The following is a 21,272-nucleotide window of genomic DNA, read 5'->3' as shown; positions in this document are numbered from 1 at the left end:
CCGGAGGTTGTCGAGCGCGAAGGTCGCCGTGGCGAGGCGCGCACCCGGGCCGCCCTGCGCGAGGGAACGCCCGCGGCGGCGCGCGCGAGGGCTATACTAGCATCGAGTCCGGACGCGCCAGCGAGCGCGCAGGGCATCGACGCAACGCGCGCTTGACAGCGCACGGGGTCCGTTGCGATATAGACAAGCCGCGCGAATGCGGCGCGCTGGCGTGGATGCCTCTGGGGAACGCGAGAATGGATGGGATTGAAAATTCGGACAGCCTCGCCGGCCTCAAGGTCATGGTCATCGACGACTCGAAGACCATCCGGCGCACGGCCGAGACGCTGCTGAAGAAGGAAGGCTGCGACGTCGTCACCGCCACCGACGGCTTCGAGGCGCTGGCCAAGATCGCCGACCACCAGCCGCAGATCATCTTCGTCGACATCATGATGCCGCGCCTGGACGGTTACCAGACCTGCGCGCTGATCAAGAACAACCAGCTCTTCCGCGGTACGCCGGTGATCATGCTGTCGTCCAAGGACGGTCTCTTCGACAAGGCGCGCGGGCGCATCGTCGGGTCCGAACAGTACCTCACCAAACCGTTCACGCGCGAAGAACTGCTGTCGGCGATCCGTCGCCACGTCGATCGTAAATAAACGCCACGCCTCACAGGGGGGAGCATGGCAAGGATTCTGATCATCGATGACTCGCAGACTGACACTGCGGTCTTCACGGGAATGCTCGAACGCAACGGGCATCAGGTGCTCACGGCCGACAACGCCGAGGCCGGCGTGGAGGCGTGCAAGCGCGATCTGCCGGACCTGGTGCTGATGGACGTGATCCTGCCGGGCATGAGCGGCTTCCAGGCCACGCGCGTGCTGTCGCGCGACCCCGCCACCAGCGCCATCCCGATCATCATCGTCAGCAGCAAGAACATGGAAACCGACCGGGTCTGGGGATTGCGCCAGGGCGCGAAGGACTACATGGTCAAGCCGCCGGCCGAGCGCGATCTGATCACCCGCATCAACGCCCTGCTCGACGCGGTGCCGTGATGCCGCCTGTCATGCTGCACGCGACGTGAGGGAACAGGAGCCGCCGATGTCCGACCAGCGCAGTCCGTTCGAGCGCACCCCGTTCGAGGTGCTGGCCGATTACGAGCGGCGCAGCCTCGACCATGTCGTCGGCCTGCCCGAGCAGATCGACGCGCCCGGCCTGTGGCGCGGGATCGGGTTCCGACTCGGCACGCGGCACCTCGCGGCCGGTTTTTCCGAAGTGGTCGAGATCGTCTCGCTGCCCGGCCTTACCGTGGTGCCGGGGGCCGAGCCGTGGATGCTGGGGGTGGCCAACATCCGCAGCAGCCTGATGCCGGTCGTGGATCTGAAGCAGTTCCTCGAAGGCGAACGCACCGTGCTGCACGAGCACATGCGCGCGCTGGTGGTGCGGCAGACCGGCGGCAACGTCGCCGTGCTGATCGACGAACTGTTCGGCCAGCGCAACTTCGTCGACGAACAGCGCAGCGAAGCCACCGGGTTCGACGACGGACGCTACGCGGCGTTCGTGCAGCAAGCGTACAAACTGGGGGACACGGTCTGGGGCGTGTTCAGCATGACGCGCCTGACCCGGACACCGGAATTCAGGCAGGCAGCCGCGGCCTGATGCCGCACAACACCGATCTTTTGGGGCGAGGTTTCATATGAGCACACTGGGCGCCGGTACCGGCAAAGAACGCAGCGCAGCGATCAACTTCTGGATCCTGCTGCTGGTGGTCGCGCTGATCGCGCTGATCGTGAACGCGTACCTGTCCACCCGGTACGCATCGCAGGAAAGCACCGCGCGCGAACTGGTGGCCGACATCATGGTGCTCTCGCAGCAGAACGCCAAGTTCGCCGCCGACGCGGCGAACGGCGGTCTGGAGGCGTTCGACGAGCTCGAAAGCACGCGGCGCGACATCCAGTCCAACATCACCAAGCTGCGCGACGGCGACGCCGCGTCCGGACTGCCGGGCTACATCGCCAATCCGGAGGTCAAGATCCCGCTGCAGGAACTGACCGACACCTGGACCCCGATCAACGAGGCGAGCTCGCGCATCCTGGCCAGCAAGGAAATGGTGCTTGGCCTCACCGACACCGCCGGCGCGTTTTCCGCCAGCGTGCCGCAGCTGCAGGCCTACATGGACGAAGTGGTCCGCGCGATGGGCGAAAGCGGCGCGGCTTCCTCGCAGATCTACACCGCGGTGCGCCAGATCGTGCTCGCCGACCGCATGCTGCGCCGCGTGACGCAGATCCTGCAGGGCGGCGCTGGCGCGATGTCCGCCGCCGGCAGCTTCTCGCGCGACGCCACGATGTTCGGCCAGGTGCTCGGCGGCCTGCAGAACGGCCTGCCGGAACAGAACATCCGCCGCATCGACAGCCCGGCCGCGCGCGATCCGTTGGCCAAGGTCGCCGAACTCTACGCCAGCGTGCAGGCGGACGTGGAAACCATCCTCAACGCGTCCACCGAACTGTTCGAGGTCAAGGAAGCGGCCGACACCATCTTCACCAGCTCCAACGACCTGCTGCAGGACGCCCGCACGCTCAACCAGGCGCTGATCAACCTGCCGTCGTCGCGTCCGTTCCCGAACACCTACATCGGCTACGGCGCCGGCGCGCTCGCCATCGTCGGCATCCTCGGCCTGCTCTTCACCCTGTACCGCGACCAGGTCAAGCGCTTCCGCGTCACCCAGGAACTGAACCAGCGCAACCAGGAAGCGATTCTGCGCCTGCTCGACGAAATGGGATCGCTCGCAGAAGGCGACCTCACCGTCCGCGCGACCGTTACCGAGGACATCACCGGCGCGATCGCGGACTCGATCAACTTCGCCGTCGAAGCGCTGCGCTCGCTGGTGACCACGATCAACGAGACCGCCGTGCAGGTGGCCGCCGCCGCGCAGGAAACGCAGGCGACCGCAATGCACCTGGCCGAAGCCGCAGAGCACCAGGCCCAGCAGATCACGTCCGCGTCGGCGGCGATCAACGAAATTGCGGTCTCGATCGACGAAGTTTCGAAGAACTCCGCCGAATCGGCGGACGTTGCGCAGCGCTCGGTGCAGATCGCCGCAAAAGGCGCCGAAGTGGTGCGCCAGACGATCCAGGGCATGGACTCGATCCGCGACCAGATTCAGGAAACCTCGAAGCGAATCAAGCGACTGGGTGAAAGCTCGCAGGAAATCGGCTCGATCGTCGAACTCATCAATGACATCTCCGAGCAGACCAACATCCTCGCGCTGAACGCCGCAATTCAGGCGGCATCGGCCGGTGAAGCGGGCCGCGGCTTCGCGGTCGTGGCCGACGAAGTGCAGCGACTCGCCGAACGCGCGTCCAACGCCACCAAGCGAATCGAAACGCTGGTGCAGACGATTCAGGCCGACACCAACGAAGCGGTGTCGTCGATGGAACAGACCACCGCGGAAGTGGTGGCCGGTGCCCGCCTGGCCGAGGACGCGGGCCTGGCGCTCGGCGAAATCGAAACGGTGTCGAACGACCTTGCGGACCTGATTCAGAACATCTCCGAGGCCGCACGCCAGCAGTCCGCTGCGGCGACCAACATCTCGGCGACGATGAACGTGATTCAGGAAATCACCACGCAGACCTCGGTGGGTGCGAGCCAGACCGCCGAATCGATCGGCAACCTCGCGCAGCTCGCCGCCGACCTGCGCCGCTCGGTCGCCGACTTCAAGCTGCCGGGTTAAGGCGGGGCAGGGGATCGGGCCGCGCCGATGGGCATCGCAGCGAGTTCCGCCACGCACGGCGCGGCGCGTCCGATCATGGACGACGCCGAGTTCGAGCGCTGGGTGCGATTGCTCGAATCGCGCACGGGCGTCATCGTGCCGCCGGAGCGCAAGCCGTTTCTGGAAACCGGCCTGCGCCGTCGCATGCGCGAAACCGGCCACACCGAGTTCCGCCGCTACTACGACGAACTGCTCGACGGCGCGCGCGGCGCGATGGAATGGGCGGCGCTCGTCGACCACCTCACCGTGCACGAGACGCACTTCTTCCGGCACATGCCGTCGCTGAACCTGATCCGCGACGAGTGGCTGCCGCAGTGGCTGGCCGGGGTGCCGGCGGACCGCTCGCTGCATGCGCTCTCGGTGGGCTGCTCGACCGGCGAGGAGGCCTACACGCTCGCGATGGTGCTCGATGCCGCGCTGTCGGGCTTCGAGCCGCAGCGCCTGTTCGGCATCACCGCCACCGACGTCAGCCAGCCCGCGCTCGCGATGGCGCGCCAGGCGCTGTATCCGATGCACCGGCTGGCCGAGATCCCGCCCAACTACCGCGAGCACGCGATCGAGACCGTCGACGGCGAGCAGTTCCGCATCGTCGAGAAGCTGCGGCGGCGGGTCGGCTTTGCCTGCGTCAACCTGCTGCACGCATCGAGAGCGCCATTGCGCAAACTCGATCTCATCTTCTGCCAGAACGTGCTGATCTACTTCGCACGCGAACGTCGCGGCGAACTGCTCGACGCGCTTGCGCGCCTGCTGCAACCCAACGGACTGCTGGTGCTGGGTCCGGGCGAGGCCAGCAACTGGACCCATCCGCAACTGGTCCGCACCGGTGGTCGTCAGACCCTCGCGTACCTGCGCACCACGAAAGAGATCCCGGCATGAGGCCGAACGACGACATCGATTTCACCACGCTGACCTGGGTCAAGGGCGAGCTGGACGAGACCCTGAAGCAGGCCCAGCAGGCGCTCGAGGCCTACGTCGAGGATCCCAACGACGCCAGCCAGATGCGCTTCTGCGCCACCTACCTGCACCAGGTGCAGGGCACGCTGCGCATGGTGGAGCTGTACGGCGCGGCGATGGTGACCGAGGAAATGGAGCAGCTCGCCTCGGCGCTGCTCGACAGCGACGTCAAGGAACGCGACGAAGCCTACGCCGTGCTGATGCGCGGCATCGTGCAGCTGCCGGACTACCTCGAACGCCTGCAGAGCGGCCACAAGGACATCCCCATCGTCCTGCTGCCGCTGCTCAACGATCTGCGCGCCGCGCGCGGCGAAAAGGGCCTGTCGGAAATCGTGCTGTTCACGCCCGATCTCGGTCGCCCGCTGCCCGCGTCCGCGCAGGGCCCCGCGACGCCGATGCCGGAGCAGGAGCTGCGCCGCGCCGCGACCACGCTGCGCGGGCACTTCCAGATCGCGCTGCTCAAGTGGTTCAAGAACGACAACCCCGACCAGAACATCTCGACGCTGGCGCAGGTCTGCGACAAGCTCGTTTCGATCACGGCGCAGGAAGAAGCGCGCCGCCTGTTCTGGGTGGCCGCGAGCGTGCTCGACGCGCTGCGTGCCAAGGCCTTCGAACCGAGCCCGCAGCTCAAGCAGACCATCGGCAAGGTGGAGCGCGAGATCAAGCGCCTCGCCGATGCGGGCGAAAACAGCTTCCGGGTCGATCCGCCGCGCGAGCTGACGCGCAATCTCCTCTACTTCGTCGCCCATGCGCCGACCGAACACGGCCGCATCGGCGAACTGCGCGAGACCTTCAACCTCGCATCCCTGCTGCCGAGCAGCGAGGAAATCGAACACGCGCGCGGCAGCATGAGCGGCCACAATCGCGCCCTGCTCGACACCGTGTCGGCCGCGATCAAGGACGACCTGATGCGCGTCAAGGACGCGCTCGATCTGTACCTGCGCACGCAGAACGCGCAGCCGGCGGAACTGTCGTCGCAGGTCGACGTGCTCGACCGCGTGTCCGACACGCTCGGCATGCTCGGCCTGGGCGTCGCGCGTCGCGTCGTGGTCGAGCAGCGCGATGCCGTGCACCAGGTGGCCAGCGGCCACCGCCCCGCGAACGAATCCTCGCTGCTCGATATCGCCGGCGCGCTGCTGTACGTCGAAGCCACGCTCGACGACCAGGTCCAGCACCTGGGCGCGGGCGGGCAGCAGGCGTCCGGCGACGCCGCGCAGCCGATGCAGCTGGCCGAAACCCGGCGCGTGCTCGAAGCGGTGGTGAAGGAGGCACAGACCAACTTCGCCAACGCCAAGCAGGCCTTCGTCGCCTTCATCGAATCGAACTGGGACCACAGCCAGCTCGAGACCGTGCCGTCGCTGATGAGCGAGGTGTCCGGCGCGATGCGCATCGTCGAACTGCCGCGTCCGGCGCAGTATCTCGATGCGGTGAAGGTCTTCACCCAGGTCGAACTGCTCTCGCGCCGCCGCGTACCGGCCGGTACGCAGATGGAGACGCTGGCCGACGTGCTCGCAAGCCTCGAGTACTTCCTCGAAGCGCTCGGCGAACACCGCGCCGGACGCGAGAAGATCCTCGACGTGGCGCAGCGCAGCCTCGAAGCGCTCGGCTACTGGCCCGTGCCGGTGCAGGCCGTGGCGCCGACCGAGGCCGACCGCGCCGATGTCGACGCGCGCGTGGCCGAAGCGATGGCCGGCCAGGACGTGGCCGACGATCCGTACGCCGACCAGGTGCCGTTGCTCATCGCCGAGACGCCGCTGCCGCCGCCGAGCCTGCGCGCACCGCCGGTGGTGACCGACGTGCCGCCGCCGCCCGTGGTCGAACGCGTGCCGGAACCGGCGCAGGTCGCCCCCGCGGTCGAACCGCCCGCCGCGGATGCCGGCGCGCAGCTCGCCGGCTTCGAGGGGGCGTCGGACGAGATCGACGACGAGATCCGCGAAGTGTTCGTCGAGGAAGTGCAGGAGGAAATCGCCAATCTCGAAGACCTGCTGCCGACCTGGAAGCAGGACCCCTCCAACCTCGATCACCTCAAGTCGATCCGTCGTGTCTTCCACACCCTCAAGGGCTCCGGCCGTCTCGTCGGCGCGCTGACGCTGGGCGAGTTCAGCTGGAAGATCGAGAACATGCTCAACCGCGTGCTCGATCACACGATCCAGCCCACCGCCGCGGTCACCGACCTCGTCGACAACGCATTCAACGCCTTGCCCGAGCTGCTGGCCGCGCTGCGCGGGCAGGGCACGGCGCACGTCGATCTGGAGGCCATCAAGGCCATCGCCGACCGCGTCGCGGCGGGCGAGCAGGTGCGCTACGAGCCGCGCGCGTTCGTGCCCGCCGCGACCGCAGCGCCGCTTCCGACCGCGCCGTCCGCGCCCGAGGACGCAACCCCGGCGCAAACGCCCGCGGACGCCGCGATCGCTGCCGACGAGGCAGCCGCTCCGGCGATCGATGGCATCGAGCCCCATGTCGTCGAGGCGGAGGCCGAGGCCAGCGCAGCGCATGAGGAGGCGGAGGCGGAACCGGCCGATGCGGTCGAGACGCCGTCCGTGTTCGACCTGCCTGCCGACGAACTCGATCTTGCCATCGCCGCCGAGCGCGACACCGGACACGATCTCGACGTCGAACCCGACGCGCAGGAGCTGCGGGACGCCGAGCCTGCCGCGCCGCCGGCGCCGGCGAGCGCGTCGATCGCGGTGCCGAGCATCGACCCGGTGCTGTTCGACATCCTCAAGGCCGAAGTCGCCGGCCATCTGGAAACGGTCGACGCCTACCTCGCCGCCGCCAGCACGGCGCCGCAGCCGATCGGCGACACCCTGTTGCGCGCCATCCACACGATGAACGGCGCGTTCGCGATGACCGACGTGCCGGTCATCACCGATGTGCTCGGACCGCTCGAAGGCTATCTCAAGCGCGTGCTCGCGCACGGCCTCGTGCCCGATGCCGCCGGCCGCGCCGCGCTGCAGGACACCGGCGATGCGGTACGCGCGCTGATGCTCGAACTCGAACGCCCGCAACCGCAGCTGGTGGATCTCGCGCCGCTGGCCGAGCGCATCGCTGCCGCGCGCGACGCGCTGCCCGAGCCGGGCGGCCCGACCGCGGCGCCGCTGATGCCGACCGAATCCGCCGAACCGGCCGCCGCCGACTCCTTCGACGCCGACGCCGCCGAGCGCGGCCCCGGTCTGACCGAGGCGGTGTCGATGACCTCGCTGCAGGACGATGCGTCGGAGCTCGACGAACTCGACCTGGACGCATTCGAATCGCGCCTGGACCAATTGCTGGCGGACGACGGCTTCGCCGCCACGTCGCCCGACGCCTCCGTGCCGGACGGTGCGCTCGACATCGACGCCGACGTCACTCTCACCGAGACATCGATCACGAGCGACGACATCGACGACGCGTTTCTGCCGATCTCCGATCTTGCGATCGACGATGCCGTGCCGGCCGCGTCCGACGCGACACGCCCCGAGCCGGCCTACGCCGACGAATCGCTGCCCGACGCCGACGTTGCCGACATCGGCGAGGCCGCATCGAGCCGCGCCATCGATCTGCTCGGCGCGGACGATGCCGGCGACGCGTCGGCCGACGTCGTCGTCACCGACGCCGACCGCATCGCCTGGGCCGAGGCCGCACGCGCCGACGCACCCACCGCAGCGGCTGCGGACGACGATCTGCCGTTCGAATTCGACGCGACCGAACAGGCCGAACTCGAGGCCGAACTGCTCGCGCTCGACGACACCGGCGCCGCCGTGGCGGACGGCGCGTTCGAGGTGATCGAAGTCGAGCTCGACGGTGCGCCGATCAGTGCGCAGGACGCCGCCGCCGCGCCCACCACCGACGATGCGGAACTGATGTCGGCGCAGCTGGAGGTCGACGCGGCCGCCGGCTTCGGCGGCGATGCTCCCGCGCCGGCCGAGACCGACGACGAAGAATTGCGTGCCTTCATCGACGATGTTGCCGTGTCCGACGTCGCTGTCGCACCGGCCGACGGCGGGTCGAGCGGCGATCTTCGCGACGACCTTGCCGCCGATGCCGCACCGGCCACGGACGACACACGCGCAGACGACGTCTCGGTCGCCGCCGCCGACGATTTCATTGTCCTTGCCGAGTCCGACGACGCGTCGCGCGCACTGGCGGACGACGCAACGGACGCAAACGCCGCCGCGACGAGTGACGACATCGACGCCTTCTGGCGCGATCTCGACCTGCAGGACGAGGCCAGCGCTGCGACCACCCCGCAAGCGACCGAGCCCGCGCCCGAAGCGAGTGTCGAAGCGCCGGTCGAGGCGACCACGCTGGACGATTTCGATTGGGACGCGCTGGAACGCGAAACGCGTCCCGATGCCACGCTTGAATCGGCGTCCGAACCCGACGCCACGCCCGCGGCGCCGGCTGACGCGGCGGACGCGCCTGCGGACGATGTCGACAGCCTCGCCGTCGACGAGGTGGCCGAGCGGCCTGCCGACAGCCAAGCCGAAGCCGAACCCGAAGCCGAAAGCGAAGCCGACAGCGAAGCCGACAGCGAAGCCGACAGCGAAGCCGACAGCGAAGCCACCACCGACGCCGTCGCGATGCGGACAACCGAGGCCACGGCCGACACGTCCGAAGACAGCTTCGACGACTTGATCTTCGACGACGAGCCCGAACCGAAGCCCGCCCCGGCCGCGATCGAGCCGCCCGCCGCGCCGCGCCCGGACCCGCGCGACCTCGCCATCGCCGCGGCGTTCCTTGCAGGCCTGGACGAGGCCGACCCCGATCCGGACGCACCGCTGGATCTCGCGGACATGGACGAGGAACTGCTCGACATCTTCCTCGAAGAAGGCGGCGACCTGCTCGACCATTCCGACGCGCTGATGGCCAAGCTGCGCGACACGCCCGAAGACCGCGAATCGGTCGTCGGCCTGCAGCGCGACCTGCACACGCTCAAGGGCGGCGCGCGCATGGCCGGCATCGCGCCGGTCGGCGATCTCAGCCACTCGATGGAATCCCTGCTCGAAGCCGTGGCCGAAGGCCGTCGCGAGCTGCCGCACCACGGCGTGGAACTGCTGCAGCGCGCGTTCGACCGCCTGCACACGATGGTCACGCGTGTCGGCGAACGCCGCGCGCTGGCGATGCCGACGCTGCTGATCGAACGCGTCGAAGCGCTCTCGCACGGCCACACGCCGGAGCTGCCGCAGGGCGCCGAACAGATCGCCGCGAACGAGGCCGGCACGCCCGCGCCCGCCGAGGCGGCTGCGCCCGTGTTCAAGCGCCCGGCTCCGGTCTCCGCGCCGATCGCCGATCTGCTCGGCGACGAGGACGACATCGCCGCGCGTCTGCCGCAGGAACAGATCCGCATCCGCGCCGACCTGCTCGACCGCCTCGTCAACTACGCCGGCGAAGTCGCGATCTACCGCGCGCGACTCGAACAGCAATTGGGCCTGTTCCGCGGCAACCTGAGCGAACTGGAACAGACCACGCTGCGTCTGCGCGAACAGCTGCGCAAGCTGGAAATCGAAACCGAAGCGCAGATCGTCGCGCGTTACCAGCGCGAGGCCGAGATCGGCGGCGAACAGGCCTTCGATCCGCTCGAACTCGACCGTTTCTCGACCCTGCAGCAACTCTCGCGCGCGCTGTCCGAATCCGCGGCCGACATCGTCAACCTGCAGGGCTCGCTCGACGACCACACGCGCCAGTACGAAACCCTGCTGCTGCAACAGTCGCGCGTGAGCTCGGACCTGCAGGAAGGCCTGATGCGCACCCGCATGGTGCCGTTCGACTCGCTCGTGCCGCGCCTGCGCCGCATCATGCGTCAGACCGGCACGGAACTGGGCAAGAAGGCCCAGCTCAAGGTCGACGGCGCGCAGGGCGAGATGGACCGCAACGTGCTCGAGCGCATGACCGCGCCGCTCGAACACATGCTGCGCAATGCCATCGCGCACGGGCTCGAAACGCCCGAGGACCGCATCGCCGCGGGCAAGCCGGACGAGGGCACCGTGCGTGTGCACGTGCTGCGCGAAGGCTCCGAAGTGGTGATCCGCGTCAGCGACGACGGTCGCGGCCTGGACCGCGACGCGATCCGCCGCAAGGCGATCTCGCGCGGCCTGCTGGCCGAGGACGTCACCGTCTCCGACCGCGACCTCTACGCCTACATCCTCGAACCGGGCTTCAGCACCGCCGAAACGGTGAGCAAGATCGCCGGGCGCGGCGTCGGCATGGACGTGGTCTACAGCGAAATCCGCCAGCTCGGCGGCACGCTGCAGATCGATTCGGTGCGCGGTCGCGGCACCGACTTCACCATCCGCCTGCCGTTCACGCTCGCGGTGACGCAGGCGGTGTTCGTCAAGCAGGGCGAAACCTCGTTCGCGGTGCCGATCGCCTCGGTGCAGGGCGTGGCGCGCATCGACCGCGACGAACTCGACGCCAAGCTCGCCGCCGGCGACGCCAAGTTCGTCTACGCGGGCGAGGACTACGTCATCCACGACATGGGCCTGCTGCTCGGCGATGCGCCGGTGAAGGCCGAAGGCAGCCTGCAGGTGCCGTTGCTCCTGGCACGCTCCGGCGACCAGCGCGCCGCGATCTGCGTCGACCAGGTCATCGGCAGCCGCGAAATCGTGGTGAAGCCGGTCGGGCCGCAGGTGGGCTCCATTCCCGGCATCTTCGGCGCCACGATCATGGGCGACGGCCGCGTCATCGTGATCCTCGACGTGGCGCCGCTGGTGCGCCGCCACGTCGCCACGCGCAAGGCCGACGAACCGCGCATCGCAGCGCCCGTGGTCGAGGCGCGCCGCACCCCGCTGGTGATGGTGGTGGACGATTCGATCACCATGCGCAAGGTCACCAGCCGCGTGCTGGAGCGCCACAGCTACGAGGTGCTCACCGCGAAGGATGGCGTCGACGCGATCGAAAAGCTCGCCGACCGCGTGCCCGACGTGATGCTGCTCGACATCGAAATGCCGCGCATGGACGGTTACGAACTCGCCACCCACATGCGCAACGATGTCCGCCTGCGCGGCGTGCCGATCATCATGATCACCTCGCGTACCGGCGAGAAGCACCGCCAGCGCGCCTTCGAGATCGGCGTCGACCGCTACCTCGGCAAGCCCTACCAGGAGGCCGAGCTGATGCGGAACGTGCAGGAGATCCTCAAGGTGGGCCGTGGCGAGCCCGCGTAACTGCGCGGTCGCGCTGCTCGGGCGCGACGACGGCGCGCGCGCGCAGCTGCGCCACTCGCTCGAGGAACTGGGCGCATCGGTGGTGTTCGAGGGCGAAGCCGCGGGCACCGCGGCGGGGCAGCTGTTCGAACGCGCGCCGCAGGTGGTGATCGTCAACCTCGCCGACGGCAGCGACGACGAACTCGACCACCTGCAGCCGGTGTTCGACGCGCCGCAGATCAACGTGGTGTTCAACGAAGCCGATGTCAGCAGTCGGCTGCAGGGCTGGGACCTCGCGCGCTGGGCGCGGCATCTTGCCGCCAAGGTGCTCGGCGACCGCGATCTCATGCCGCCGCCGCCCCCCGGCTTCGAGGCCCTGCCGCTGCGCGACCTCATGCCCGTGCCCGGCGCGCCGCCGACGCCGGCGCAGATGGCGCCGGAGCGGGCCATCGAGGAATTCGTGATCGAGGCCGAGGACCGCGTCGACGCCTTGCCCGAGGACTTCATGCCGATGCCGACGCTGCAGCCGGACCTCCCGGTGGAGCGCGACGCGTCGCTGGGCCTGGATTTCGACGCCGTGGACGGCGCGCTGGTCGAACCCGACGCGCTGGCACCGCGCCCGGCGCCGCAGATCGTGCGCGTCGAACGCGAGGTGGTCGAGGACGATCTGCCCGACAGCATCGAACTGCCCGACCTGAGCGAACTGGACCGTGCGCTGGAAGCCGACGCACAGGCCATCGTCGCCTCCGCGCGCAGCGAGCGCGAATTGCTCGACGAAGCGCTCGGCGGCCTCGACCTGGATTTTCTCGCCGACCACACCGGCGGCGACACGTCGCCGGCAGCAGGCGCGACCACCGTCGACACCGGCGCCGGCATTTCCGATTTCGGTTCCGACGTCGCCGCCACGGAACCGGCCGCGGCCGCCGGCCCCACGGTGCCGTTCGGTGCCCTGTTCCTCGAAGACGACACCTCCGATGACGCGATGCCGCCGGCCTCTGCCGGCGCTGCTGCGGCGCCTGCCTCCGTGGCGGCGCCGAGCTGGGTGCTGGACGACGACACCGACGCCTCCACCGGCGAATCGCCGCAACCGGGCTGGATCCATGACGGCGAGACCCGCGCACCAGCGACAGCGCCGGGCGACGACGGCCTGACGGTCGAGGAATTCGACGTCGCCGATGCAGCGGATGAGTTCGGATTCACGCTGGAGACCGACGCCACGACCGACGACGACGCATTTGCGCAGACGTCGGACGACGGCACCGCCCGCACCGAGACTGCGGCCTCCGCGACGCCGTCCTGGAGCGTCGACGACGACGACCTGCAGTACGACGAGAGCATGACCCTGGACGACGATGTCGCTGCCATGGCCGCGCAGCTCGACGCCTTCGAACACGATACCGGATCGCGTTTTTCCCAGGCCCAGGATCCCGGTTTCTCGATCGCTCCGATGCACGACGACGACGCGGACGACGATGTCGACGCTCCCGTGCCGTCGGACGCACCGGCCGCCGCCGCGGCGCCGGCGATCGATTTCGGCACGCTGTCGCTGACATCGATGGACGACGCCATCGAGCAGGCGCCGCGGGTCGCGCAGGCCGCCAGTTTCGACTTCAGCGGCATCGACAACCTCACGCTCGCGCCGCTCGACGACGGCGACACCGACGGCGACGGCACCGGCGCCGCTGCCGCAGGCGTCGACCCCTTGCTGCTGGCGATGGGGCTGGTCGATGCGCCGGACACGAACGAAGCGGTCGACGGCATCCCGCGCGTGGTCGTTCTCGGAGCCTCGATCGGCGGGCCCGACGCGCTGCGCACCTTCCTCGCCGGCATCCCGCCGGAGTTTCCGGCGTTGTTCCTGCTGGTGCAGCACCTGGAAAACGGCTATTTCGAACGGCTCGCGCAACAGCTGCAGAAAGCGACCCGCCTGCGCGTGCGCGCACTGGTGCCGGACGGGCCGTTCGCCGCCACCGGCGAGGTGCTGGTGGTGCCGGCGAACCTGCGCTACACGGTCGAGCGCAACGGCCACATCGAGGCCATCGCGCACGACGCGCCGCCGCACTACACGCCCTGCATCGACGATGTGCTGCGCGATGCCGCCGACCGCTTCGGCGCGCGCACCACGGCCATCATCTTCAGCGGCATGGCCGGCGATGCGATCGAAGGCGCGGTCTACGTCACGGCCAAGGGCGGCGAGGTGTGGGTGCAGGATCCCGCCTCGTGCGTGGTCAGCTCCATGGTGGACGGCGCGCGTGCGCGCGGCGTGGTGGAGTACATCGGCTCGCCGCGCGAGCTGGCCGAGCGCTGCGTCGCGCAGTACGGCAACTGACGGACAGGAACGGGACGATGGACGGCAAACAGAACGACATCCGCGGCGTGCTCATCGGCGTGACCGGCGCACGCCTGCTGCTGCCGAACGCCAGCGTGGCCGAGGTGATCACCTACTCGCTGCCGGAACCGGTGCCGAACGCACCGGACTGGCTCTACGGCCGCATCCGCTGGCGCGGCTGGCGCCTGCCGCTGATCTCGTTCGCGAAGATGGCCGGACTTGCGCGCGGCGAAAGCGAACTGGGCGCCAAGGTGGTGGTGCTCAAGGCGCTCGGCGGAAATCCGCGGCAGCCGTATTTCGCGATGCTGACGCAGGGCTTCCCGCGCCTGGTCACCGTGCCGGCCGACCAGCTCATGGCCGCCGGCGACGGCGGCGAGCTGCCGCCCGGCGTGCTGCAGCCGGTGCTGCTGCGCGACGACGAGGCCGTGATCCCGGATCTTGCGGCGATCGAGCAGATGGTGGTGGACGCGCTGGCGGTGTCGGCGCAGGCGGCCTGAGAAAACGCGGTATCGAGCGCGCCGTACGCACGCAGATCGCGTCTCGCATGTGGGGCGGCGGCCTCATCCGCCTGCGTTCGGCCGGCGGCAGCCGCCTCACCCTTCTCCCGCAGGGAGAAGGACTGGATAGACCATCGCTCCCGCATGGAGAAGGGTCGGGTCGCGAGGGTTGGGTCCTGGCCGCGCGCTGCGCCGACCGGGCGCCACGAAATCGCGGCAGTGCCGCGTGTTGCCACCCTTCTCCCCGCGGGAGAAGGTGCCGACAGGCGGATGAGGGCGTGCCCCGCGGGCTGACGAGGTCGACCAGCCGCGCGAGCACGTTCCACCGCTACCCGAAATCCCCGCCCAGCATCTGCAACGCCGCCAGCGCCGCCAACCCCGCCGTTTCGGTGCGCAGCACCCGCGGTCCGAGCCGCACTCCGACCGCACCCGCCGCCCGCAGCGCGTGCAGATCGCGCTCGCCGAACCCGCCCTCCGGTCCGATCACCAGCGCGCAGCCCGCTTCGATCGCCACGTCGCGCAACGACCGCTCCGCCTGCGGATCGAGACACAGCACCAATGCCGGTCGCGGCGGATCCGCCAGCCACGCCGCCAGCGCCACTGGCGCGTGCAGCTCCGGCACGCGCGTCCGTCCGCACTGCTCGCACGCCGCCGCCACCACGCCGCGCCAGTGCTGCATGCGCTTGTCGCCACGGTCCGCATCGAGCTTCACTTCGGTGCGTTCGGTCACGATCGGGACGATCGCCGCCACGCCGAGCTCGGTCGCCTTCTGCAGCACCCAATCCATCCTGTCGCCGCGCGCGATGGCCTGCGCCAGCACCACGCGCAGCGGCGATTCGTTGCGCACCTCGCGCCGCGACATGACTTCCGCCTGTGCGCCGCGTTTCGCAACCGACACCAGCCGCGCCTCGTAGTCGAAACCGTCGCCGTTGAACAGCACCAGCGCGTCGCCCAGGCCCAGCCGCAGCACGCGCACCAGGTGTGCGGTGACGGCGTCGTCCAGCGCCACGGTGGCGCCGACGGCGAGCGGTGCATCGACGTGGTTGCGGGTCAGGCGCATGCGTGGATGCTAGCAGCGCGTGGCGCTCAGGCAAGGCGCCGCGTTGCGAGCCACACGCCGCACGCGGCGCAGGCGAAGCCGGTCAGCTTCAGCGCCGTCAGATGCTCGCCGAGCACAAGGTGCCCGAGCACGGCGGTGACCGGCGGCACGAGGAAGAACAGCGCGGCGACCGAGGTCGCCGCATCGCGCCGGATCAGCACGAACAGCAGCGCGAAGCCGCCGAGCGAATTCACCAGGATCAGCCACGCCGTCGCGCCGAAAAACGCCGAAGTCGGTGCAAACCGGAAATCCTCCAGCAGCAGCGCGAACGGCAGCAGCACGAGCGTCGCGGCCGCGTTCTGCAGCGCGAGGCCGGCGCGCAGATCGACGTTCGGTGCCTGCCGCTTCTGGTAGAGCGTGCCCGCGCTGATGCCGACAAGGCCTGTCAGCAGTGCCAGCCACGCCGGCCACGGTGTCGCGCCGTCGACGCGGTCGGCCACCACCAGCAGCACGCCGACGAATCCGAGCAGCAACCCGACCCACTGCAACGCACGCAGACGTTCCATTCCGCTCAGCACGGCGATCAGCGACACCAGCAGCGGCATCGCGCCGATGACGAGTGCGGCAACGCCCGCCGTGGCGCCAAGCTGCAGCCCCAGATAGACCCCGCCGAACTGCAATGCCAGCATCAGCACGCCGACGGATGCACTGCGCCGCGCGTCGGTCCACGTGCCCCAGCGCGCGCCGCCGAGCCACGCGAGCAGCGCGAACAGCGCCGCCGCACCACCGAAGCGCCACACCAGCGCGGTTGCGGCCGCGGCCTGCGCGACGACGATCTTCCCCGCGAGATAGCCGGTGCACCACACCAGCACGAACGCAAGGCCCAGCAGCGGCAGCGCGCGCACGCCGCGTCAGTCGCCGCCGACGGCATGCGCGATCGCGGTCGCGGTGACGTCGGCGAGGAAGGCGACATCTTCCTCGTCGATGCAGTACGGCGGCATCCAGTACAACACGTCGCCGAGCGGACGCAGCACCACGCCGCGTTCGAGCGCATGCCGGTAGGCGCGCAGGCCGGCGCGGCGGGCCGTGTCGAGCGGCGTGCGGGTGGCGCGGTCGGCGACCAGTTCGAACGCGAGGATCATGCCGGTCTGCCGCACCTGGGCCACGTTCGGATGCTGCGCGATCGCAGCGGCGTGGCGCGCCAGCGTCGCGGCGGTGGCGCGGTTGTGCGCCAGCACATCGTCGCTGTCGAAAATGGCCAGCGACGCCAGCGCTGCCGCGCACGCGAGCGGATTGCCGGTGTAGCTGTGCGAATGCAGGAAGGCGCGCTCGCGGCTGTCGTCGAGGAAGGCGTCGTACACCTCCTGCGTGGTCAGCACCGCCGAGAGCGGCATGAAGCCGCCGGTGAGGCCTTTGGACAGGCACAGGAAATCCGGCGCGATGCCGGCCTGCTCGCACGCGAACAGTGTGCCGGTGCGCCCGAAGCCCACCGCGATCTCGTCGGCGATCAGGTGCACGCCGTGCGCGTCGCACAGTTCGCGTGCGCGGCGCAGGTAGACGGGATGGAACATGCGCATGCCGCCGGCGCACTGCACCAGCGGTTCGAGGATCAGCGCGCAGACGCTGTCCGCGTGCTCGGCCAGCAGCGCATCCAGCGCGTCGGCGCAACGCAGCGCGCAGGCCTCCGCGTCTTCGCCCGGCAGCGCGTTCCATGCGTCGGGCGACGGCGCGAACAGCGGTTCGAGCAACAGCGGCGCATAGACGCGCCGATACAGCGGAATGTCGCCGAGCGACAGCGCACCGAGCGTTTCGCCGTGGTAGCTGTTGGTCAGCGTGACGAAACGCGTGCGTCGGGTCTGGCCGACGTTCTGCCACGCGTGGAAGCTCATCTTCAGCGCCACTTCGATCGCGGCCGAGCCGTTGTCGGCGAAGAACACCTTTGCAAGACCGGGCGGCGCGACGCGCAGCAACTCCTCGGCCAGGCGGATGGCCGGTTCGTGGCCGAAGCCCGCCAGCATCACGTGCTCGAGCTCGCGCGCCTGCGCCGCGACCGCCGCGGCGATGCGTGGCTCCGCATGGCCGAACAGGTTGGTCCACCAGCTCGACACCGCATCGAGATAGCGCTTGCCGTCGAAATCCTCCAGCCACACGCCGCGCCCGCGCCGGATCGGCACCAGCGGCAACGTTCCGGGGTGTTCGCGCATCTGGGTGCAGGGGTGCCACAGCACCGCGAGGTCGCGCTCGCGCCAGGACGTGGCCGGGTTCATGGGTTTGCTAACATCTGCGCGCTATCGCTCCGGACTATCGACAAAATGATCGTCACTCGCCACCGTCCTGTCCATGCCGCTGCCGGTTTCACCCTGATCGAGGTGCTGGTCGTGGTCGTGATCCTCGGCATCCTGGCCGCGATCATCGCGCCGCGCATCATGGATCGTCCTGGCGAAGCCCGCGTGGCGCGCGCCAAAGTCGACATCCAGGGCTTCGAGACCGCCCTGAACCTGTACCGGCTCGACAATTTCGTCTACCCGAGCACCGAGCAGGGCCTGAAGGCGCTGGTGCAGAAGCCCGCCGGTACGCCCGAGGCGCCGAACTGGCGCGCGGGCGGCTACGTCAAGTCGCTGCAGAAGGACCCCTGGGGCAACGACTATCTCTACCTGAGCCCGGGCCAGCGCGGCGAGATCGACATCTACAGCCTCGGCGCGGACGGCCAGCCGGGCGGCGACGGCGACAGCGCCGACATCGGCAACTGGGGCGGATGAGCGCGGCGCGCAGGCCTGCAGGATGAACGCGACGCGCGCGGTGTCGCGCGGCTTCACATTGATCGAACTGCTGGTGGTCATCGCCATCGTCGGCGTGGTGACCGCTGCGGTGACCCTGTCGCTGCGCGGCAGCGGCGCGCGTGAGGTGGAAAACGCCGCGCGCCGCGCGCAGGCGCTGGTGTCGCTGGCGTGCGAACGGGCCGTGATCGGCGGGCGCGACATCGGCTTCTCGCCGGTGCTCGACGGCCTGCGCTTCGGCTATTTCGAACGCGATCGCTGGGAGCCGATCGACAACGGCCGCAACGACGAACTGCGCCCGCGCGCGCTCGGTGCCGGCATCGCGCTGCGTGCCGAACGCGACGGCGAACCGGTGACGCTCGATGCCGAGCCGCCCGCCGAGCCGCCCTTCGCGTGCTTTTCGACCGGCGAGCTGACGCCGTTCGTGCTGCAGATTGCCCGTGCCGACGCACCGCAGCCGTGGCGTCTGGAAGGTCGGCTGGACGGGACGCTGGAGCTGCGCGAGGGTGACGATGTGCGGTGATGCGGTCGGCGGCATGGTGGTGCGGGACGGTGCGGCTGCGTCTTCGTCTTCGTTGGCCCCCTTCTGCCTGCCGGCATCTTCCCCCGCTGTGCGGGAGAAGAATCCAATAGGAGGGTTGCGGCAACGCGGGGCGCCGCGCCTCGTGGCGCGCGTGCGCGCATTCCTCGCCCGCGCGATGCGACAACGGTCCCGTTCGAACGGAGCATCGACTGAAGCCCTTCTTCTCCCGCGCAGCGGGGGAAGATGCCGCCAGGCAGAAGGGGGTGCTCTCCGGCCGCACATCTGTGTGCCGCCCGCCGGCAGATCGCCAGGCTTCACCCTCCTCGAAGTCCTCATTGCGCTGCTGGTGCTTTCGCTGAGTCTCGTCGCGCTGATCCGCCTCGTCACGCTGCACGCGCAGGCCGGCGCGCAGCTGCGCGACAGCACGCTCGCACAATGGGTGGCCGCCAACGTCATCGCCGAAACCCGTCTGCGCAGCCCGTATCCGGCCACCGGCCGCAGCAACGGCGAGGTGACGATGGGTGAGCAGCGTTGGCACTGGGAGCTCGTCGTCGCCGGCACCGACGAACCCACCATCCGCCGTCTCGATGTGCGCGTGACGCACGCCGAGGCCGAGCGCGACGCCGAGGGCGTGGTGGCCGCACTCACCGGCTTCGCGGCGCAGCCATGACGCAGCGCGGCTTCACGCTGGTCGAAATGCTAGTGGCCGTCGCGATCTTCGCGGTCGCGTGCGGCCTGGCCTACGGCGGCCTGACGACGGTGGTCTCGGCGCGGGCGCAGATCGATGCCGCCAATGCGCGCCTCGGGCGGCTGCAGTTTGCCGTCGGCCTCATCGAGCGCGACGTGCGCAGCATCGCCGAGCGGCCGGTGCGCGACAACCAGGGCGGCGACCGGCCCGCGCTCGACGGGCAGGCGAGCGGATTCGAACTCACGCGTTTCGGCGCGGCGAATGCGCTCGGGCTCACGCGGGCCGAGCTCGAACGCGTCGGCTACCGGCTTGCGAGCGACGGCACGTTGCAACGCCTGCGTTATCTGGTGCTCGATCGTGCCCCGGGTTCGCAGCCGGACGCCACCGACCTGCTCGACGGCATCGACCGCTTCGAGCTGCGCTACTGCGGCGCCGACGGCCGCGAACTGCGCCAGTGGCCGCCGCCGCGCGATGGCGCGGACGCGATGCCGCGCGCGGTCGAGGTGCGCATCGTCGGCACGGGCATCGGCGAGATCCGCCGCCTGCTCGAACTGCCGCAGGGCGCGCCGTGAACGCGCGGCGCGTACGCCGCGGCGACGCGCAGCGCGGCGTCGCGTTGCTCGCGGCGGTGCTCGTGGTGGCGCTCGCCACGGTGCTGATCGCGGCCATGCTCGACCGCAGCGAAGCGGCGCAGGCGCGCAGCCGCAACGCGCTGCGCGCCGAGCAGGGCTGGCAGCTCATGCACGGCCTCGAAGGCTGGGCCGCCGCGGCACTGCGGCGCGATCTGGAGCAGGATGGCGTCGACGGCAACGACGACGCCTGGGCGCAGGAGCTGCCGCCGATCGATCTGCCCGGGGTGCGCATCACCGGCCGGCTGCACGAGCTCGCCGGTTGTTTCAACCTCAACAATCTCTACAGCGACGGTGCGGAAAACGCGGCGTGGATGGCCCGCTTCCGCCGTCTGCTGCTGGCGCTGAAGCTCGACGAGGCCATCGCCGAGCAGGCGCTGGACTACATCGACGCCGACGCCCAGCCCGGCAGCCGCGGCGCCGAGGACATGCGCCTGCTCGCGCAACGCCCGCCGTACCGCGCCGCCAACCGCCCGTTCACGCACGTGTCGGAGCTGCGCCTGCTGCCGGGGGTGACGGCCGAGGTCTATGCCGTGCTGGCGCCGCAGGTGTGCGCCGTGCCGCTGCCGGCCCCGCCGCTGACATCGACGCCGGTCAATCTCAACACCGCGACGCCCGAGCTGTGGATGAGCGTCGAACCCGCCATCACGCCGGGCATCGCGGCGCAGCTGTGGCGCGAAGGCAATGCGCGTTTCGCCAGCCTCGCCGACATCCGCAGCGAGGCCGCGACCCTGCTCAATCGCCCGGCGGAAGGCTTCGGCGCGCTGCCCGACAGCGATTTCGGCGTCGCCAGCCACTGGTTCGTGCTCGAAGCGCAGATCGAATCGGACGGCATTCCGTTCCTGTACTCGGCGCTGCTGCGCCGCACGCCGAACGGCACCTACGTCACCGCGCGCTGGCGCGGGCGCTACTGAGCGCGCGCCGCGTCCGCGCGCTCCCGCGTTAGAATCGGCGTTCAACGCACGAG

Annotated in this window: 16 protein-coding genes; 13 read left to right on the top strand and 3 right to left on the bottom strand. The window is 69.8% G+C overall.

Annotated elements, in window-relative coordinates:
* Positions 1 to 236 precede the first annotated feature (236 nt).
* Genes pilG through HNQ52_RS03820 form a run of 8 tightly spaced genes read left to right on the top strand, consistent with a single transcriptional unit; the run spans position 237 to position 14,649 of the window.
* Positions 237 to 638 (top strand): twitching motility response regulator PilG, encoded by a 402-nt coding sequence (pilG, locus tag HNQ52_RS03855; RefSeq protein ID WP_183959769.1) that lies wholly within the window; start codon positions 237 to 239, stop codon positions 636 to 638.
* A gap of 24 nt (positions 639 to 662) precedes the next feature.
* Positions 663 to 1,034 (top strand): response regulator, encoded by a 372-nt coding sequence (locus HNQ52_RS03850; RefSeq protein ID WP_183959768.1) that lies wholly within the window; start codon positions 663 to 665, stop codon positions 1,032 to 1,034.
* A gap of 46 nt (positions 1,035 to 1,080) precedes the next feature.
* The gene (locus HNQ52_RS03845; RefSeq protein WP_183959767.1) at positions 1,081 to 1,638 is read left to right on the top strand and encodes a chemotaxis protein CheW; all 558 of its coding nucleotides are present in this window, start codon (positions 1,081 to 1,083) and stop codon (positions 1,636 to 1,638) included.
* Between the two features lie 37 nt (positions 1,639 to 1,675).
* Positions 1,676 to 3,709, top strand: coding sequence for a methyl-accepting chemotaxis protein (locus HNQ52_RS03840; RefSeq protein ID WP_183959766.1), 2,034 nt, complete (start codon positions 1,676 to 1,678; stop codon positions 3,707 to 3,709).
* 27 nt (positions 3,710 to 3,736) lie between these two features.
* Positions 3,737 to 4,624: a CheR family methyltransferase gene (locus HNQ52_RS03835; RefSeq protein ID WP_183959765.1), complete on the top strand. Its 888-nt coding sequence runs from the start codon at positions 3,737 to 3,739 to the stop codon at positions 4,622 to 4,624.
* Complete coding sequence (locus tag HNQ52_RS03830) at positions 4,621 to 11,847, top strand: Hpt domain-containing protein (protein ID WP_183959764.1); 7,227 nt, start codon at positions 4,621 to 4,623, stop codon at positions 11,845 to 11,847. Before HNQ52_RS03835 ends, HNQ52_RS03830 begins: the two co-directional genes overlap by 4 nt.
* Positions 11,831 to 14,152: a chemotaxis protein CheB gene (locus tag HNQ52_RS17515; protein WP_183959763.1), complete on the top strand. Its 2,322-nt coding sequence runs from the start codon at positions 11,831 to 11,833 to the stop codon at positions 14,150 to 14,152. Before HNQ52_RS03830 ends, HNQ52_RS17515 begins: the two co-directional genes overlap by 17 nt.
* Before the next feature lie 17 nt (positions 14,153 to 14,169).
* Positions 14,170 to 14,649: a chemotaxis protein CheW gene (locus tag HNQ52_RS03820; RefSeq protein WP_183959762.1), complete on the top strand. Its 480-nt coding sequence runs from the start codon at positions 14,170 to 14,172 to the stop codon at positions 14,647 to 14,649.
* A gap of 328 nt (positions 14,650 to 14,977) precedes the next feature.
* On the opposite strand, the gene HNQ52_RS03815 is transcribed toward HNQ52_RS03820, so the two are convergent.
* From HNQ52_RS03815 to bioA, 3 genes are read right to left on the bottom strand one after another with little or no spacing between them, the layout of a single operon-like run.
* Positions 14,978 to 15,709, bottom strand: a complete 732-nt coding sequence (locus HNQ52_RS03815; protein ID WP_183959761.1) for a 16S rRNA (uracil(1498)-N(3))-methyltransferase — start codon at positions 15,707 to 15,709, stop codon at positions 14,978 to 14,980.
* A 26-nt stretch (positions 15,710 to 15,735) separates the two neighbouring features.
* Positions 15,736 to 16,593, bottom strand: a complete 858-nt coding sequence (locus tag HNQ52_RS03810) for a DMT family transporter (RefSeq protein WP_183959760.1) — start codon at positions 16,591 to 16,593, stop codon at positions 15,736 to 15,738.
* Between the two features lie 6 nt (positions 16,594 to 16,599).
* Positions 16,600 to 17,955, bottom strand: a complete 1,356-nt coding sequence (gene bioA / locus HNQ52_RS03805; protein WP_183959759.1) for an adenosylmethionine--8-amino-7-oxononanoate transaminase — start codon at positions 17,953 to 17,955, stop codon at positions 16,600 to 16,602.
* A 45-nt stretch (positions 17,956 to 18,000) separates the two neighbouring features.
* Here bioA and gspG point away from each other — a divergent pair, with 45 nt between their 5' ends.
* Genes gspG through gspK form a run of 5 tightly spaced genes read left to right on the top strand, consistent with a single transcriptional unit; the run spans position 18,001 to position 21,219 of the window.
* On the top strand, positions 18,001 to 18,447 hold the full coding sequence (gene gspG, locus HNQ52_RS03800) for a type II secretion system major pseudopilin GspG (RefSeq protein WP_183959758.1): 447 nt from the start codon (positions 18,001 to 18,003) through the stop codon (positions 18,445 to 18,447).
* Between the two features lie 22 nt (positions 18,448 to 18,469).
* Entirely contained in the window at positions 18,470 to 18,988 is a 519-nt protein-coding gene (gspH, locus tag HNQ52_RS03795; RefSeq protein ID WP_183959757.1) for a type II secretion system minor pseudopilin GspH, read from the top strand.
* The gene (gene gspI / locus HNQ52_RS17370; protein ID WP_343059202.1) at positions 18,978 to 19,658 is read left to right on the top strand and encodes a type II secretion system minor pseudopilin GspI; all 681 of its coding nucleotides are present in this window, start codon (positions 18,978 to 18,980) and stop codon (positions 19,656 to 19,658) included. The genes gspH and gspI overlap by 11 nt, the downstream gene beginning before the upstream one ends.
* Positions 19,655 to 20,248 carry a type II secretion system minor pseudopilin GspJ gene (gene gspJ / locus HNQ52_RS03785; RefSeq protein ID WP_183959755.1) on the top strand — a complete coding sequence of 198 codons (594 nt, stop codon included), beginning with the start codon at positions 19,655 to 19,657 and terminating at the stop codon, positions 20,246 to 20,248. The genes gspI and gspJ overlap by 4 nt, the downstream gene beginning before the upstream one ends.
* Positions 20,245 to 21,219: a type II secretion system minor pseudopilin GspK gene (gene gspK / locus HNQ52_RS03780; protein WP_183959754.1), complete on the top strand. Its 975-nt coding sequence runs from the start codon at positions 20,245 to 20,247 to the stop codon at positions 21,217 to 21,219. Before gspJ ends, gspK begins: the two co-directional genes overlap by 4 nt.
* Positions 21,220 to 21,272: the final 53 nt, after the last annotated feature.

The organism is Chiayiivirga flava (assembly GCF_014202825.1).
GTDB classification, from domain to species: Bacteria; Pseudomonadota; Gammaproteobacteria; order Xanthomonadales; family Xanthomonadaceae; genus Chiayiivirga; species Chiayiivirga flava.
The sequence above is the reverse complement of the archived record's forward strand: the minus strand, read 5'-3'. Positions and strand labels throughout refer to the sequence as shown.